General features: G+C 59.5%; 18 protein-coding genes. 14 read left to right on the top strand and 4 right to left on the bottom strand.

What is annotated here, in order from left to right:
- Positions 1–127 precede the first annotated feature (127 nt).
- From ACT6Q8_RS24355 to ACT6Q8_RS24310, 10 genes are all read left to right on the top strand, one after another.
- Positions 128–457 (top strand): hypothetical protein, encoded by a 330-nt coding sequence (locus ACT6Q8_RS24355; RefSeq protein WP_444735082.1) that lies wholly within the window; start codon positions 128–130, stop codon positions 455–457.
- 2 nt (positions 458–459) lie between these two features.
- Positions 460–1,962, top strand: a complete 1,503-nt coding sequence (locus ACT6Q8_RS24350) for a hypothetical protein (RefSeq protein WP_444735083.1) — start codon at positions 460–462, stop codon at positions 1,960–1,962.
- A gap of 21 nt (positions 1,963–1,983) precedes the next feature.
- On the top strand, positions 1,984–2,211 hold the full coding sequence (locus ACT6Q8_RS24345) for a hypothetical protein (protein WP_444735084.1): 228 nt from the start codon (positions 1,984–1,986) through the stop codon (positions 2,209–2,211).
- Between the two features lie 118 nt (positions 2,212–2,329).
- Positions 2,330–2,929, top strand: coding sequence for a hypothetical protein (locus ACT6Q8_RS24340; protein WP_444735085.1), 600 nt, complete (start codon positions 2,330–2,332; stop codon positions 2,927–2,929).
- 142 nt (positions 2,930–3,071) lie between these two features.
- Complete coding sequence (locus ACT6Q8_RS24335; protein WP_444735086.1) at positions 3,072–3,815, top strand: hypothetical protein; 744 nt, start codon at positions 3,072–3,074, stop codon at positions 3,813–3,815.
- 2 nt (positions 3,816–3,817) lie between these two features.
- A complete protein-coding gene (locus ACT6Q8_RS24330; RefSeq protein ID WP_444735087.1) occupies positions 3,818–5,968 on the top strand; it encodes a phage terminase large subunit family protein in 2,151 nt (716 codons plus the stop codon).
- A gap of 24 nt (positions 5,969–5,992) precedes the next feature.
- Positions 5,993–6,232, top strand: a complete 240-nt coding sequence (locus ACT6Q8_RS24325; RefSeq protein ID WP_444735088.1) for a hypothetical protein — start codon at positions 5,993–5,995, stop codon at positions 6,230–6,232.
- Position 6,233: 1 nt separating this feature from the next.
- Positions 6,234–7,748, top strand: coding sequence for a phage portal protein (locus ACT6Q8_RS24320; RefSeq protein ID WP_444735089.1), 1,515 nt, complete (start codon positions 6,234–6,236; stop codon positions 7,746–7,748).
- A gap of 80 nt (positions 7,749–7,828) precedes the next feature.
- Entirely contained in the window at positions 7,829–8,158 is a 330-nt protein-coding gene (locus ACT6Q8_RS24315) for a hypothetical protein (protein WP_444735090.1), read from the top strand.
- A gap of 2 nt (positions 8,159–8,160) precedes the next feature.
- A complete protein-coding gene (locus ACT6Q8_RS24310) occupies positions 8,161–9,399 on the top strand; it encodes a head maturation protease, ClpP-related (protein WP_444735091.1) in 1,239 nt (412 codons plus the stop codon).
- Positions 9,400–9,772: 373 nt separating this feature from the next.
- On the opposite strand, the gene ACT6Q8_RS24305 is transcribed toward ACT6Q8_RS24310, so the two are convergent.
- Positions 9,773–10,639, bottom strand: a complete 867-nt coding sequence (locus ACT6Q8_RS24305) for a hypothetical protein (protein WP_444735092.1) — start codon at positions 10,637–10,639, stop codon at positions 9,773–9,775.
- Positions 10,640–10,648: 9 nt separating this feature from the next.
- Positions 10,649–11,335, bottom strand: a complete 687-nt coding sequence (locus tag ACT6Q8_RS24300; protein WP_444735093.1) for a hypothetical protein — start codon at positions 11,333–11,335, stop codon at positions 10,649–10,651.
- A 420-nt stretch (positions 11,336–11,755) separates the two neighbouring features.
- On the opposite strand from ACT6Q8_RS24300, the gene ACT6Q8_RS24295 reads away from it, so the two are divergent.
- The 4 genes from ACT6Q8_RS24295 (at position 11,756) to ACT6Q8_RS24280 (ending at position 14,316) form a co-directional block, all read left to right on the top strand.
- The gene (locus tag ACT6Q8_RS24295) at positions 11,756–12,124 is read left to right on the top strand and encodes a head decoration protein (protein WP_444735094.1); all 369 of its coding nucleotides are present in this window, start codon (positions 11,756–11,758) and stop codon (positions 12,122–12,124) included.
- 58 nt (positions 12,125–12,182) lie between these two features.
- Entirely contained in the window at positions 12,183–13,193 is a 1,011-nt protein-coding gene (locus ACT6Q8_RS24290) for a major capsid protein (protein ID WP_444735095.1), read from the top strand.
- A gap of 103 nt (positions 13,194–13,296) precedes the next feature.
- Entirely contained in the window at positions 13,297–13,542 is a 246-nt protein-coding gene (locus tag ACT6Q8_RS24285; RefSeq protein WP_444735096.1) for a hypothetical protein, read from the top strand.
- Between the two features lie 6 nt (positions 13,543–13,548).
- Positions 13,549–14,316 (top strand): hypothetical protein, encoded by a 768-nt coding sequence (locus ACT6Q8_RS24280; RefSeq protein WP_444735097.1) that lies wholly within the window; start codon positions 13,549–13,551, stop codon positions 14,314–14,316.
- Positions 14,317–14,340: 24 nt separating this feature from the next.
- On the opposite strand, the gene ACT6Q8_RS24275 is transcribed toward ACT6Q8_RS24280, so the two are convergent.
- On the bottom strand, positions 14,341–14,778 hold the full coding sequence (locus ACT6Q8_RS24275; protein ID WP_444735098.1) for a hypothetical protein: 438 nt from the start codon (positions 14,776–14,778) through the stop codon (positions 14,341–14,343).
- A gap of 118 nt (positions 14,779–14,896) precedes the next feature.
- Positions 14,897–15,514, bottom strand: a complete 618-nt coding sequence (locus ACT6Q8_RS24270) for a hypothetical protein (protein ID WP_444735099.1) — start codon at positions 15,512–15,514, stop codon at positions 14,897–14,899.
- Positions 15,515–15,708 lie beyond the last annotated feature (194 nt).

Raw genomic sequence — 15,708 nt, 5'->3', positions numbered from 1 at the left:
CGACTGGATGGTCGTCGTGTTGCTTCAGCCCTCGGTGTGATGGGCCGCCCGACTGAGATGACCGCCGGTCGGCGCGTCCAGGTCTATCTCGATGCACCCAGCCTGGCCCGGGCGTTGGATCTGGGCGATGGCAATGCGAGCCTTGGCATTCGCAGGGCTTTGGCTCAGCCGCAAGATTGAGTTTTGCCGATTAACCACCGCCAATGCGGAGGACGTCACCATGTCGATGTCGTTGACCCCCCAAAAATCTGTGCTGGCCGAACTGGTCGCAGCCAATACCCGTCGACCCACTGACTGGCGGGCCGCGCGCGACGCCCGCCGCGCTGCATATCGCGAGCAGTTGACAGAGCGCGATCGCCGCCGCGCTGAGCGCGCCGCGGGCATCACAGACAGTGATGTCGATGTCGATGTCTTTTCGGTAGCGTTGGACGCTGCTATCGACGCAGAGGAGGGCTAATCATGGTTCTGCCCTTATGCTGGTCTCGTCCCGCTGGCGGCCCCGATGATGCACCCCTCACACCTCCGCCCCCGACCGCAGCCCCGCAGCCACCGGCTGAGTGGCAGACCGGCCAGCTGACTTTTTATGGCACCCACGATCACATAACAGGTGCCGTCTATCGCCGGAGCAAGCCATGGATATGGGAGTGCGATGGCAACCCTCCGGACCCTCTGCCGGCCACGATCGACCTGCGCCGCTGGTGCGAGACCCTACCGCTGATCCCCGGCAATGCCTGGTCCTCTGTCTACACCGCCCGATCGAGTGACGTAGTCATCGGCACGCAGATCATCCGCGATCTGGTTGAGGTCAGGCGCCTCTTCGGCGAAGCTGAGGGCCCCGGCCAGCGCGAGATGGAATGCCGGCTCGTCATAAGTTTGCTGGACCTTTATCTCCAGCACCCAGATCTGCGGCCATCAAAGGCCGATCGACAGCTCTATGCCCTTGCCAAAGCCCACGGGGTCGGCGTCAAAATTTCCGGTGCCTGGGATGGCATCCGCCGCACGCTGGATGTCGTTGGCCCTACCGATGTCGCCGTGGACTACGTCCTGTCTGATCTCGATCGCGACGACCGGCGAGCGCTGCGCGACTATTACCTCCCCCTCACGCATGCGCCAAAGGCCATTACCATGGCGCGCAGACTGACGCAGGAGCTGCTTGGCCGCCGCCTACTCCTCGATTTGGATGACGATGGTGAGCTTGTCCTGGTCAGCAAGGACGCAGGGACCGGTCCAGATCGGCCGACCCTGGACGCCAATCTGCACTTGCCACCCCACCATATCGAGGAGGTCCGGCATCTCGCCTGGCACCTCCAGGAAATGGCGCGTTTTTGCCGGACCGGAGCCCAAAGCGGGGACAGCACCGCGATGATCATTGCCGCCCAGATCGAGTCACACGCCCATAGGTTGTATCATAAGCACGCTGGAGTTGAGGATTTCTTGCTCGAAGCGGCAGGGTACGACCTGACCCCGATCGTCTGCCCCCGCTCGGGCTTCATGGTGGCGCCCGACTGGGCCCGCTGGTTTCTGACCCCACCTGATTTCCGGGCCGCGTGGGAGAGCTACGTCCCACACATGTTGCGCGAGCGCCTCCTCCAGCAGCGCATCACTCTCGCGGAGCTCCGCCAGGCGGGGTACGATGCCGTGCCATCGACGGACAAAGACCATCTGCACCTCCTCCAGATCGGGCCCGATCAACGGCCACAGCCGTCAGCTGATATCCTGGGTCGTGTGGCCTCATCGGTACATCTTCTGCGCCAGGAGCTCCACGCTGAGGCACCGGATATCGGCGTTCATGCCTGGGCCCAGGCAGAATGCGACGGCAAGCCGATCCTCATCCCCTCGCGTTACACCCCCATCTCTGCCATGGCCGAGCGCCGAGCGGATGCCTGGCGCGCCGAATACCACCACATCATCCCCAGCGCTCAGTCGCCTCAGGCAGACGCTGCCGATCCATCTGGTCTCTGACACGGCCCACGGGAGCTCATCATGAATATCCACAAGCGCAAGATACTTGGCTACCAGCCCATGGCGCCCGAGGACTACTCATCACCGATCTATCAGGTGCGCCAGCGATTTTTGACCCGTCGCGGCAAAGACAGGATGGAGCCGGGCGATGCCCTGGAGGCCGCCGGCCGAGACGTTATCCTCACCATCGACCAGGAAATCCGCACTTTGCAGTTTAAGCGCGATCTCGTGATCTCGGCCATGCGCTAACATGGGCTGACCGTTTCCTGCCACTTTTTGCGCCTCTCTCTGTTTGCGCTGTATGATATGGCGACCTACAGAGGGAGGCGTTTTCGTGTTAGCGGCGAAGTGGGATGTATCTAGGCTGGTGAGCCTGCTGCGCGGATCCGCGCAGGACATGCCCTTTGCCACCGCCCGCGCCCTGACCCGTACCGCCCAGGCCGTGCGGGACCATGTCACGACGATGCTCGATCAGCGCATCGATCGGCCTACGGCTTTCACGCGTCGGGCCTACCGGATCTCCGCCGCGCGAAAGACAGCGCTGGTCGCTCGTGTCTTCGCCGCGCCCATCCAGGCAGCCTATCTCTCGCGCCTGGAAGATGGCGGCGAGAAGGCCCAGCCGGGCCTCCTGGCCCCCGTCCGTGCAAAGACTGACGCCTCCGGCAATCTCGGCCGCAGATCTATTACGCGGGCCTCTCGGCTGCCGGGCGCCTTCGTAGGCTCACTGACCAACAAGGATGGCAACAGCCAGCCAGGTGTCTATCAAAGGTTGGTATCTGGCCGCCCTGCGAAGCCCGGCAGCAAGCGGAAGGGTCGACCTGGTGTAAGATTACTCATTGCCTTTATCAGTAAAAGAACTCACAAGCCCCAGTTAAACTTCAGAAAAGACGCAGTAGAGAAAGCCAATGAGATAATGCAAAGCGAACTTAGAAGGTCAATTGACAAAGTATTCAAGGATAGAAAATGAAGCACCAAGTATCGAATACTGCCGGGGACCCAGTAAAACAAGTAAAACGAGGGTAATTCTGGAACCCGGTTCCGGGTGCAGCTGCAATATTTTTCAGTCGGACACCACCCATGGTATCACACGGCCCCAGAGGACACAAGATATGCCCATCGAACGCCGCGGCCGAGGCCGCCCTCGCAAGAGTGCAGCGCCGCCAGGTCTGATCCTGGACCCTCTGGATGTCGCCGGCGGGCCCATCATCGACGCTGTTGCTGTCGAGATCGATGATGCAGCGATCGACGACAATATGGCTGCCGCCCTGGACATGCTGGACGATCTGGAGCAGCCCCAGGCTGCCCCCAGCCGTATCGTCAGCCTCAGCCAGCTGGCGACCCTGCTCGGCAAGAGCCGGAATATTGTGCGGCGCTGGATCAGTGAGGGGATGCCGGTCGTTCAGAAGCCTGATAACGCCATCGACGGGTCAGGCTGGCAGCTCGACATCGCAGCAGTCTTCTCCTGGCGCGAGGATCAGGCGCGTGCCGCCGGTGGGGGCGCCGACGGCGAGATCTCCAAAGACGAGGCCGCCAGGCGCAAGCTCGTCGCCGAGGCGGAGCTGGCCGAATTTAACCTCGGGCGCGTCCGACGCGAAACTTTATTGCTCGGCGATGTCGTGTCGGCGGTCACCGATGAATATGCGGACGTCCGGGCCCGTGTCCGCGCTTTGCCGGCCCGTCTGGCGTCGCGCCTCGCCGGTGCCGAGCAGGACGAGATTTTCCGGATCCTCCGCGCAGAGATCGATGAATGCCTGTCGGTCCTCTCTTACGACGCCCGTCTGGCCCGGTCCGCCGCTGCGCCGGCCGAACAGGATGACGCTGTCGCCGACGAGCCTGGCGAGGAGGAGGACTGATCATGGCGATCCGCAGCACGGCACCTGAGGCCATGGACGCTCTGCGTAGCATGATGCGGCTAGAGTCCCGTGCGGCTCTGATGCCGCCGCCATCCATGACGGTTGATGCATGGGCGGATACGTACCGGGTTTTGGGACCAGAGGGCAACGCTGTGCCCGGCCCCTGGCGGACCAGCACGCAGGAAGTCGCCCGCGGCCCGATGCGCGCAGTCACGGAGCCCGGTGTTCGGACGATTACAGTAAAAGCATGCACACAGATCCTCAAAACGTCGTTACTCGAGAATGTATTCGGGTATTTTGCGCACCTCGACCCATGTCCGATGCTGTATATTCAGCCCAAGGAAGACGCTGCTCTCAAGTTTTCCAAGAAAAAAATCTCGCCAATGATCCGCCATACCCCTGTATTACGTGACCTTGTCTCAGAGGCAAAGGGCCGCGATGGGGACAATACGCAGCTCTACAAAAAATTCCCCGGCGGTGATTTGACGATCTCATCCGCTGGATCGCCGACCAACCTGGCGATGATCTCCATCCGCGTCGTCGGCCTCGACGAAACCAACAAATATGTCGACACGCCAGAGGGAGATCCGATCTCGCTCGCCGAAGAGCGGATGTCCAGCTACACCGCAAATTCGCTCTCCATCCGCGTCTGTTCGCCGACCACAAAAGACGGACAGATCAGCGTCTCTTATGCTGACTCTGATCAGCGCCGGCCCTATGTGTCGTGCCCCCATTGTCAGCATGAGCAGGTCATGGTGTGGGGCCAGGTCCAGTGGGACAAGGACGATGACGGCAACCATAGCCCTGGCACCGCCCGCTATTACTGCGAGGCCTGCGGCGTTGGCTGGACCGATCGCGAGCGCACCCAGGCCATCCGCCAGACGCTCCAATGGCGCCAGACCCGCATTTTTAAGTGCTGCGGGGAGGAGCAGGATCCACAGCGCTTGCGCGTCTGGCGTTGGGCGCCCGAGCATCTCGTCGGGTATGCGGCATGCCGGCATTGCGGCAAGGAGAGGGTCAGCAATCGCCACGCCGGGTACTGGGCCAGTAAGCTATATTCTTGTACTCAGGCCCTATCTGACATCGTCTACAAATGGCTGGACGCGCAGAATGACATCGAGAAACTCCGCTTCTTCATCAACACGCAGCTGGCAGAAGATTACGAAGAACGCGGGGCTAAGATCGACGAGACAGAGCTGATGTCTCGCCGCGAAAACTACGCCTCTATCATCCCTGATGATGGCGCCGTCCTGGTCGCCTCAGTCGATACTCAAGACAATCGTCTCGAGGTCTTGATCTTGTCCTATGGCATGGATGAGGCATCGTCCATCGTTGATCACATCGTCCTGCCCGGTGATCCGGGGCAGGGGGCGGTCTGGGATGAGCTGGACGAGCTGTTGTTGTGCCGCTGGCGCCGGCATGATGGGCGTGAGTTTTCGATCCAGGCTGCCTGTATCGACGCTGGCGGACACCATTCTCAGCGCGTATACGATTTTTGTCAGGCTCGCGTTCGCCGGCGCATCTGGGCCATCCGCGGCGCCGCCGAGCGCAACGGCGCGAGGAATCCGGTCTGGCCAAAGAAAGTCTCAAACAATAAAGCCGGCAAGCTTTTCTATTATGTCGGAACAAATGCCGCCAAAGATCAGCTACATGCGCGGCTGAAGATCACCACGCCGGGACCCGGTTACATCCGTTTCGGGAGCAACCTGGATCGCGAGTTCTTCGATCAACTAACCGCAGAGAAGCTGGTTACGCGCTACGAGCGTGGTGAATACCGGCGTTACTGGGTTAACCCGGAAAAGAAGCGCAACGAAGCCTGGGATCTCATGGTCTATGCCTATGCGGCACTGTGCGGCCTCAAAGCCAGCGGTCTGCAGCTCAACGCCGTCGTAGCCAGATCCGCGCCGTCGCTCCAGCCCCCACCCGCCGGGCCGCAAAAATTTGCTGCCGCCGCTCCCGCAGAGGTACAATCTCATGGTGCTCCTCCAAGCACGCGCAATCTCGACCCCGGTGCTGCTGCTACTAGCCGAGATCGAGATCATGCCCCGGTGGGGGAACGCGACGCGGACCCGTGTCCTCCTCAGCGTCCCAGTCCCCCACCGGCGCGTGCGCAGAAGCCCAAGCGCCGCACATTCGTGATGGGATACCGCTGATTTTTTGCGTCGAGGATGTAGGATATGTCTACCGCAGTCGATCGGCGTATTACCGATCTGACCCGCCAGCGCGCCGAGATCGAGGGCATGCTGCTCAAGGGCGCCACCGAGATCGCCTACGGCGATCAGCGCGTCCGCATCGACACTGCTGATCAGCTACGCGCTCGCCTGGCTTATGTCGATGCCCAGATCCGCGCCCTGACCGACCCCCGTCGCGCGGTCAAAACCCGCCGCATCGTCGTCTCGACGTCCAAAGGACTCTGATATGCCAATCCCGAAGCCGAGAATCCGCGTCCGGGCCGGCAGCACATCGGTGAAAGCCCAGGTGTCCGGAGCTGAATATGAGGCCGCGTCCGGCATCGGACGGGCGGCCAACTGGTCCGCGCCAACCACAGGTCCCAATGCATCTCTGGTCAACAATCTGGCCACGCTGCGCGCCAGGTCCCGCCAGGCTGTCCGCTCAGACGGCTGGGCGGCTGACATTGTCAGCAAGTTTTCGCGGGACGTCGTTGGCACCGGCATCAAGCCGCTCCTCCAGCTGCCCGAGCACCCCGAATTTAAGAGACAGATCCAGCGCCTCTGGGCCCGCTGGTGCCGTCAGTGTGATGCGTTCGGCCGTCTGGATCTGTATGGCATGCAGTCCTTGGTCGCAGGGGCCACCGCTGCGGCCGGTGAATCATTCATTCGCTTCCGACCGCGCCGGGCCGAAGACGGCCTGGCCGTGCCGCTACAGCTCGAAGTAATTGAAGCCGAGCAGGTCCCGCTGGCATATCCCATCGTCCCCACTGTACCTGGCAATCGCCTGATGGCTGGTATCGAGCGCGATGCCATCGGTCGCCGCGTCTACATCCATTTTCTGCGCCGCCATCCCGGCGAGACGGGGATGGGCGTCTGGGACTCTGATGCAGGCTCGACCATCGAAACCGTTCCGGTGCCGGCCGACAGTGTTTGCCATGTCGCCCTCAACCCGAATTTCCGGGCGGGGCTTGAGCGCGGCGAGCCGCTGCTGACCCGCGCGCTGGTCAAGCTGCGCGAGCTGGATGCGTATGATGATGCTGAGCTCGTCCGCAAGAAAATCTCCGCCAACATCGTCGGCTGGATCACCCGCTCGCCCATGGCCGAGGACGGCGCCTCTATCCTCGGTGAGGAGGAGGTCGATGATGCCGGCGTTGGCTCGCTGACCCTGCAGCCCGGCACCTGGCAAGTCCTGGAGCCCGGGGAAAAACCAGAGCTGACCCAGCCATCCGAGGTCGGCGGCACGTACGACCCGTTCTTGACGTGGCAATTCCGCTGGATCTGCGCCAGCGTCGGCATGCCATACGAGGTCCTGGTCGGGCCCACCGCTGGCCTGTCCGACCGCACCCTCCGCCAGATCCTGATCGAATATCGCCGTGGGCTGGAGGCCTACCAGCATACTCTCATGGTCCAGCAGATGTGCGTCCCGATCTGGGAACGCTGGATCGACACCGCGATCCTGGCCGGTGCCATCACATTGCCTGCTGGCGTTGAGGTTGAGGACCTTTACGATGTGCGCTGGACCCCGCCGTCCTGGGGTTATTTGCAGCCTGTCCAGGAGGTCCAGGCAAACGAGCTGGCCGTGCGCAATGGCTTCAAGAGCCGCAGCGAGGTGGTTTCCGAAGCGGGCTATGACAGCGAGGATGTCGACAGTGAGCATCAGCGCGATAACGACCGGGCTGCGCGGATGGGGCTGCGCTATGCCTCATCCACCGCCGCTCCGCCTGCTTCCGGCCCGCCGACCAGAGCCCAGGCCCGCCGGTAAGCTGGCGGCCCGGGCGTGAATTTGCGCGCCATCGCCCCAGCATGTAAAATGTCGAGAAAGTCGATCTCTACCGATAGCGAGTGCAGACAATGAGCCAGATGGCCCGCGAAAAACTGACGCTGCGCGCCACGGGCCAGACGGTCCCGGCGCTGCGCCCATCTCTGACCACAGCCCTGACCACCGGCTCCGGCGCTGCCGTGCATTCGCCGGTCGTTGGTGAGCTGACGTCCGTGGTGCGTGTCGCGACGACGACCCTGGCTCGGGTCGCTATCGGCCCCAATGCCGACGCGACCACCGGCGATCTGATCCTGCCTGCTGGCGCAATCGAGTATTTCCGCGTCCAGCCGGGCGACCGCGTGTCCATCCTGTCGCCGTCCGGCGCGGGCCTCGCCACCGTCACGGAGTGCTAATCATGGCCACCGCTCCCAAGAAAAACTCCTGGTACCGCATCGGCGGCCTGGTCACGCCGTCCGAAGGCGAAAGCTCGGTCGAAATTACGATTTACGATGAGATCGGCTACTGGGGCATCAATGCCAGCAGCTTCATCCGCGACTTGCGCAGCATCGGCGCCGTGGACCGGATCGACCTGCGCATCAACTCGCCGGGCGGCGACGTTTTCGACGGCGCCGCGATTTACAATCTCTTGCTTGCCCATCCTGCCCGCGTCGTCGTGCATATCGACGGCCTGGCCGCATCGATGGCCAGCGTCGTGGCCATGGCCGGCGACGAGATCAATATCGGCAGCAACGCCTTCGTCATGATCCACAATCCCTGGTCCGTGAGCGTCGGTGATGCTGACGAAATGCGGTCGATGGCGGATCTGCTGGACCAGATCGGCCAGACGATTGTCACAGCCTACGAGCGTAAGACCGGCCTGGGCCGGGACGAGCTGACGGCGATGATGAATGCTGAGACGTGGATGGCAGGCGACGAGGCCGTGGCGAAGGGCTTCGCGGATCACGTCACCGATGCTGTGAAGCTGTCCGCCAGCGCCAACTTCCGCCGGCTTGGCACCTTCGGTCGCTTGCCGGAAAACCTGAAGGCCCTAGCCGACCCCGAAGGCTGGGCCGAAGCCAATGAACCCGTCGATTTGGGAGCTGCCACGACCGTTGAGGCGGATGAGGCACCCAACGCGGATGCTCAGCCCCAGGAAAACCGCACTCAGAACAGCGGTGTAGACTCTCCTGGTGCAGAAGATCCACAGCCGACCATCCCGCCGGCGGATGCAGCGCCACCCGCTGATGTTGATCCAGCAGCCGCCGCTGCGGCGCAGGCCGCGGAAATCGCGCGAATATGCGCCGAGGGTGGTATCGCCAGCCGCGCCAGCGAACTGATCGCTCGCCGCGCCACCGTTGAGGAGGTCCGGGATATCGTGCAGTTCGCAGGCGCCGCAAAGGGCCTGGTCGATCGCGCCCGTAAAATCGGCGCTTCGCTCACCCCGGCAGCAGAGGCTGAGATGACCAGCGGCTCGCTCACCGTAGAGCAGGTACGGGCCAGGCTCTTCGATCTGATGGTTGCCGGGGATGCCCGCCTCCAGATCGATCCGGCGCTCAGCCCAGCCGGCGCGTTGGGCTCTATCATCTCACCGCGCAACACCCCGATGATCGACGCGGCGGACGCAATGGACCGGTTCGCCGGCCGGGTCAGGTAGAGGGGGCGCGCACGTCGGAGACGGAGCAAGAGCGAACAATGATAGTAAGGGAGCCGGTCGCTGCTTACATCAATGCAGATATTGCAATTGTCTGAGACGCTGGTATAATTAACTCGACCCGTATGTGTGGACTGAATAGGCCGTGCGCCTATCTGGGAAGCCATTCGAAGCTCAAATTGGTTGCTTGCGACCAAGGCGAGCGTGTTCATCGCGGTTAGATTTTGAACTCCACCCTGCAGGGTGCCTTCAGAATGGCCGTGCTGATCCGTAGGTACGAAGGACTAATGGTCGCAAATACGCGCATTGTCCGTGGTCGAAAAGCAAGAAGATTATCGCCATCGGTGAGCCTTATGCTCACCGATGGCTCAAAACTTCAGATGATGTAATCATTCGGACATATGTTTACGTGGCTCTTTTTTGATGCTGTCGGCGTGTCGTGACAGTTTGGATAACTGTCGGCGAGCTGGTTTACCGGCAAGCAGTCATAATGGAGATCATGAGAGTAGCTTCCACCTAAACGGCTACGCGCAGCCAATAAGCATGATGGATGGTGGTCTCCACCGGCTTCATGGCGGAAATAACCGTGGCGGTTACGCCCTGGACTCCGAAAATATAGACGCCCATCTGAGAAACAAGTATCTCGTTGTCCCGGCGGTGGGATCCGTGGATGATGCTGACTGAACTGGTTTGCTTCCGCTTTCATTAATTCAGTAACGTTGTCATGGGTGCCAAGTTGATTATATAGACGGGTTATCATTTCATAATGGTGACGTGATTTGAAGTTTTTGTATGGCAGAAGATATGGCGTAGTATTGCGGATGTGGGTAAACTCGCTAATAACTTTCGCACGCGCTCGCAACTCCTGTGCTTCGTCCGCCAGATACTTCCCATATTCCCTACGTGCTGCTTTGGATATTTGAGTGCCTGCAACACCATTAACAAATGGATTGATTGGGCGAACCAATGCAAATGGTCGAAAGGCATCTACGAATGCTGTAGTTGTTTGATCACCATAATTGACATACGCTATAGTAATCGAGACCATGGTAGTTTCTGGCAGCTCCAAGATTTTGTCTCGCATTTGTTCTTGATATTTCAATGCGTGATTTTTGGAGTAGCCTGGCAGCTTAACCGGAAAGGCAAACAGCTTCCCCGATGGAGCAATGCGTTCTTTACTTTCTGCCGTTAAAGCATCGAATCCGTCAACACTAAGGCCTGCGATGACAATGTATGTAACCATTTTAGATAGTTATCCGCGCGGTGTGCGAAGGAGTACTGAAACAACATCAAGTGAAAGTTTGGTTGACTGTAACTGTCGATGATCGAGAGCTGTTATCATTGCCTCCAGCAACGAGCCTTTCGGTGGAAGTACTTGATTACGCTTGCCCACCCTGAATCTTTCCTCAGGTAGACCGGTTTCGGCCAACCAGGTCGCGATGCTGGCCTTGATCTTTTCATTGCGATGCTCGGCGTTAATCGCAACGACGAGGTCTGTTGAAATAGTGAGCGCCCCTGCAGGAACATCAGCTTTAGGTGCATCATAAAATGTCAAATCGTCAGGATTGAGAATGCGTACCTCATTCTTGGGCGGTACGGAGAATGCAGCCCAGAAGCGATAATGAAAACGCGGATTCTGTTCTCTATCAGGGCCCTGCAATTGTGCGAAACCCTCTGGATTATCAGCTGCGTCAATCACGGCAGTAACGTTACGGTGAGCTCCCAAACGTATTAGCGTGACTCGATCCGAGAGGTGCGTCTGGATGAAGTCATTAAGGCCTTTATGCGTTAAGTTCTTCAATGTCTTCAGATCACTCCCTAACTCTATACCAAGCGCACTTACAAGATAGGGACTGGGATCACCTTTATGAGCTTTGGTCAGGGTAATAATCTTTTCAGCGATACGATTTATCTCGCTTGAGGAGTCTTGGATGCTCAAAATTGTTCTCCTGGCACATGACTTCTAGTCTTAGTTGAGTGGAGGATGCCATTGTAAAGGGCTATGGTAACGATTTTTGATCCCAGCAGCGTTCCAATGGATTTTTGAAACGCCTATAATCGTAACAACATTTTGTTCCGAAGTTCAAGGCAGACGATCGACATCTGTCCATTTAACGAAGGGGTGGCGAGGGCCGATTTGATGCCGGCTGAGGGCCCGAGTTGGGTCGAAGGCGGAAGTGTGGGTCGGTTAAGCGGTCGGGCTTTAGGCGTCCGTCAAGCCTAGGTTTTCGCGGCCGCTATGTCTTATCACCTATCTCAGCACAGAAATTTGCGCTGCCTGCTGCGCCCCATGTAGGATATCGGTAACGACGTCTATCGCCTGATCCTCATCTGGCGCTATCATGTGGAGTATCGCAGCATGCCCGTCCTTTCCGAAGGCCTGTATCCCGGCGAGTACCTGATCTCCGAGGTCGGCGCCATCTCGCGTGATCGTGTCACCATATCCGGCCTGACCGGCGGCGCAACCTATGCCCCCGGTACGGTCCTGGCCCAGGTAGAGTCCGGCGGCACGGCTGGCACCTGGACGCAGTATGATCCGTCCACGGCCGCGATCGATGTGCCCGGCGCGATCCTTTATGCCGCGGCTGGCAACGGCCCGGCGGTGGTGACGGCTCGGCTCTCCGAGGTCCGCGCGTCGGATCTGGTCTGGCACGCCGGCGTGGATGCCGGCGAGAAGGCCGCCGCCCTGGCCATCCTTAACAGCACGAAACAGATCGTCGCCCGCTAAGCATCGACATCAACAGATTGTCGAAAATCACGACCAACAGCCTACGAGGATACGACAAATGTCGATGATCAATCCCTTCACCGGCGATGCTTTCTCGACCACGAGCCTGACTGCCGCCGTCAACAAGCGCCCGTATGTGCCCAGCAAGCTGCGCACGATGGGCCTGTTTGCGCCCAAGTCCGTCGCCACGACCTCCGTGGTGGTCGAGGAAAAGAACGGACAGCTGGGTCTGATCCAGACCGGAATCCGCGGCGAGCGTGCGCCCACCAAGGGCAACAGCAAGCGCAAGGCTCGCTCGTTCATCGTGCCGCACTTGAAGCAGGAACGCATCGTGCGCGCCGACGAGGTCCAGGGTGTCCGCCAGTTCGGCAGTGAGAACAGCCTGGAGACTGTCCAATCCGTGATCAACGGCAAGATGGACGAGGCGCTGAGCGATCTGGACGCCACCACGGAACATCACATGCTGGGCGCCGTCAGCGGCCTGCTGCTGGATGCTGATGGGTCGGTAATCTACAATCTTTTCAACGAGTTCCAGGTCACGCAGCACACCGAGGTTGACTTCAATCTCGATGCCGCTGCCGCTGGCATCAGGTCGAACACCGCTGCCATCCGCCGCCTGATGAAGAGCGAGCTGGGTGTCCAGGGCAGCCTGCCATTCAACATCGAAGCCTTCTGCGACGCCGATTTCTTCGATGCGCTGATCAACCACCACGAGGTCAAAGCCGCCTACGACCGCTATCAGGAAGGCGCCGCCCTGCGTGAAGATTTCACCCACGGCGTTTTCCCCTATGCCGGCGTGCTGTGGCACGACTACCAGGGCATGGATGACGGCTCCAGCGGCATCGGAGACCAGAAGGTCCAGTTCTTCCCGTCGGGCATCCCTGACCTGTTCACCGTTACCTTCGCCCCGGCGGACTACCTCGAGACGGCCAACACCCTGGGCCTGCCGCGCTACGCCGCCATGCCGCCCGAGCTGCAGACCATCCGGTCAGCGACCCTGGAAGTGCAGTCCAACCCGCTCTGCCTCTGCACGCGTCCCCGCGTGCTGATCAAGGGCAAGCGGACCTAATCCCCGGTCCACCCCCTTCATCGCCGTTCCGGCCCAAACCCCCGGCGGGCCATGCCTGTCGGGGGTTTTGTGCATCCAGCTCATACTACAGTAGGACCGTCCGATGATCCTCCGACCAGGCACACTATTCGCGCTCCGGGCAATCGCCGACGGGGCCACCCCGCCGGATCCGGATCCCGTTGCGGCCATCCTGCTGGAAACCGGCGAACTGATCCTTTTGGAGAATGGCCAGGCCATCGTCCTGGAGATCTCCGATCCGGCCGATCCGCCGCCTGTTGAGGACTCGATCCTGACTGAAACCGACCTGCCGTTCCTGACCGAGGCCGGCGTAACCATCATACTGGAGTGACCAATCATGAGTCAGAAGATTTCCGAAATGACCGCTGGATCGGCAATCGGTGGAAAGGAGATGCTGCCGGCCGTTCAGGGGGGAGCCAATGTGCGGACCAACCCCGATGCCGTACTGGCAGCATATAAGGTTCTGCGCCCGGTCTTGCGCATCGCATTCTTGCAGTTCGAGCAGCCCGGTGTTGCCCCTCTCGGCGCGGCCACGGCTGGCGATCGCTATGCTGTTGGCTTCGTCGGGACGCCGGCCGGTGCCTGGGGCTCGATCCCTGGCGTCGCGGTCGGCGATGTCATCCAGTATACCGGCTCGGCTTGGGTCATCGACTGGGACGCCAGCGCCGCGCCTGCTGCTGGGGCAGGATACATCGTGCAGGTGGCAGCCTCTGGAGCGCAGGCAGCCGGCGGCTGGAATGCTTTCAGCGGCACCAGCTGGCAGCCGATCGCCGTGACGCCAGCGAGCTACACGGCCAATGCGTCAGGCTCTGACGCAGTGAGTGCGGCTATGCACGGATCCAATGGGCTGCCATCGGCCGTGATCATCAGCTCGTCTGCGACCGGGCAGGGTGTCCGTGCGTCGGCTGCCATCGGCCCAACGACCTACCTCAATACCTCCGCCAATCAGGTGGAGCTTTACCCGACCAATCCCACTGACCAGTTTATCGGCCTCTCTCAGGGGCAGTCGGTGCAGATCCCGGCTGGCGGCTGGCGGACAATCACTACCGTCTTCCGTCAGGATATCGGTCGCAACATTCACTTAACTATCGCGCAGTCTTCATAAAAAAATAAAGCAAGACAAGAAGTATCATTTCACTTCTTGTCTTGCAAATGGACATTCTTCTAAAGCATCGGATGCAATAATTTTGCAGTGGTGCGTATAGTTTCCACTGTATACATCACCCAGTGTTGGCCACACTGTATAAACTCTCCATAAATAATGCGTAAAGTCGTTTGTCATTTCTTCAGGTGGATCCATGGCGCAGAATACCAGCCACTCCCTGCCGCTCTGTGATGTATCTACGCCGTAAATCGTGGCGCACTCACGGACGCCTCTTGAATACAACACTCTACGTATTGCTGTGTATGTGCTTCCAGCAATTTTCTCTATAGGCCTATTACTGATCTCAATTACGTCCTCATCGAATCGCCTTTTCATCTCTCCGTTATCACCGCACCCTGGCAACGTGGAGGCGGCTACGAATGACAGCGGCAGGAGCAACAACAATGATCTGATTTTCTTCATAGAATTTTCCAGCTACAAGACCAGGAAGCAGCAAAGGGTTGATTTACGCCGTGGGGGTAGTATAGAAAATACACTGAGCGGCTAACCGGTTACGACGAATTCTGAACCGAGCGGTTCATTATCTCGTGCCGTTCGAATACAGCCACAGATCCAAGAGCTTAGCTGGGAACCACTCCATAGCGATAAGCTGCCCAGAAGAAATGGTTAGGACAGAACTATACGATGCGGCAACCGGGTAAATTTCGTTGTCAAGCCTCGACAGCTCCGACCTGAAGGCCCTGACATACGCGCTGTAATCACCATCAGGAGATGCATGTCCGAGTTCGCGCAAGTAAACCCTGGCCCGCCTATCATATATCACTCCGATATCTGGACGTCCGCACCAAATAAATTTTGAGCAAGCACTGATCGGACGATCAGGTTTTCCTGCAGCATTGCGCTTCACCAGCCCAGGGACCGCGCATAGTCTGTCAGCCATAACCTCGACCCGATCGACGAGATTATGGCAGTCTATACCATCTAGTGCTTCCTTGAGGGGCAGCACGACAGGTTCGAAATCAAACGATCGAACATTGGAGCGCCGCGGAAACTGCCGGGAAATGATGAAACTGGCGGCGATATCATCAAGCAAAGTTGGGGTAATATAAGCCATACTCTCGATGAAGCGCTTTTCAACGCCTACCCATCGTCCCCGCAGGTAATTTTCGGCGCATTGCTGGAAACTGACTGATGGCATTACATTCCTCATTCTAATGTTGAGTAAGGCAGAATGGCACGGTCAGGACCGCTGCCGAAACGGAAATGATGCTCCAGTTCGATCGAAAATTGATCATGTTGAGAAAGTCGCATTAAGCCGCGGCCTCGCGAAGAGCTGCTTCGTAACGAGAAACCTCCGTTTTTGCGTCTGGCGCTGATACAGCGAGCATTGCC

The sequence above is a fragment of the Niveispirillum sp. genome (genome assembly GCF_052437035.1).
Lineage (GTDB): Bacteria > Pseudomonadota > Alphaproteobacteria > Azospirillales > Azospirillaceae > Niveispirillum.
This window is presented reverse-complemented; position numbering and strand designations above follow the sequence as displayed.

What these genes read in the sequence shown, in the direction of transcription:
- ACT6Q8_RS24290 (WP_444735095.1), top strand. Translation starts at nt 12,183, where the DNA reads ATGTCGATGATCAATCCCTTCACCGGCGATGCTTTCTCGACCACGAGC.
- ACT6Q8_RS24355 (WP_444735082.1), top strand. Translation starts at nt 128, where the DNA reads ATGGCAATGCGAGCCTTGGCATTCGCAGGGCTTTGGCTCAGCCGCAAG.
- ACT6Q8_RS24310 (WP_444735091.1), top strand. Translation starts at nt 8,161, where the DNA reads ATGGCCACCGCTCCCAAGAAAAACTCCTGGTACCGCATCGGCGGCCTG.
- ACT6Q8_RS24275 (WP_444735098.1), bottom strand. Translation starts at nt 14,778, where the DNA reads ATGAAGAAAATCAGATCATTGTTGTTGCTCCTGCCGCTGTCATTCGTA.
- ACT6Q8_RS24305 (WP_444735092.1), bottom strand. Translation starts at nt 10,639, where the DNA reads ATGGTTACATACATTGTCATCGCAGGCCTTAGTGTTGACGGATTCGAT.
- ACT6Q8_RS24330 (WP_444735087.1), top strand. Translation starts at nt 3,818, where the DNA reads ATGGCGATCCGCAGCACGGCACCTGAGGCCATGGACGCTCTGCGTAGC.
- ACT6Q8_RS24280 (WP_444735097.1), top strand. Translation starts at nt 13,549, where the DNA reads ATGAGTCAGAAGATTTCCGAAATGACCGCTGGATCGGCAATCGGTGGA.
- ACT6Q8_RS24325 (WP_444735088.1), top strand. Translation starts at nt 5,993, where the DNA reads ATGTCTACCGCAGTCGATCGGCGTATTACCGATCTGACCCGCCAGCGC.
- ACT6Q8_RS24295 (WP_444735094.1), top strand. Translation starts at nt 11,756, where the DNA reads ATGCCCGTCCTTTCCGAAGGCCTGTATCCCGGCGAGTACCTGATCTCC.
- ACT6Q8_RS24270 (WP_444735099.1), bottom strand. Translation starts at nt 15,514, where the DNA reads ATGCCATCAGTCAGTTTCCAGCAATGCGCCGAAAATTACCTGCGGGGA.
- ACT6Q8_RS24350 (WP_444735083.1), top strand. Translation starts at nt 460, where the DNA reads ATGGTTCTGCCCTTATGCTGGTCTCGTCCCGCTGGCGGCCCCGATGAT.
- ACT6Q8_RS24320 (WP_444735089.1), top strand. Translation starts at nt 6,234, where the DNA reads ATGCCAATCCCGAAGCCGAGAATCCGCGTCCGGGCCGGCAGCACATCG.
- ACT6Q8_RS24345 (WP_444735084.1), top strand. Translation starts at nt 1,984, where the DNA reads ATGAATATCCACAAGCGCAAGATACTTGGCTACCAGCCCATGGCGCCC.
- ACT6Q8_RS24335 (WP_444735086.1), top strand. Translation starts at nt 3,072, where the DNA reads ATGCCCATCGAACGCCGCGGCCGAGGCCGCCCTCGCAAGAGTGCAGCG.
- ACT6Q8_RS24285 (WP_444735096.1), top strand. Translation starts at nt 13,297, where the DNA reads ATGATCCTCCGACCAGGCACACTATTCGCGCTCCGGGCAATCGCCGAC.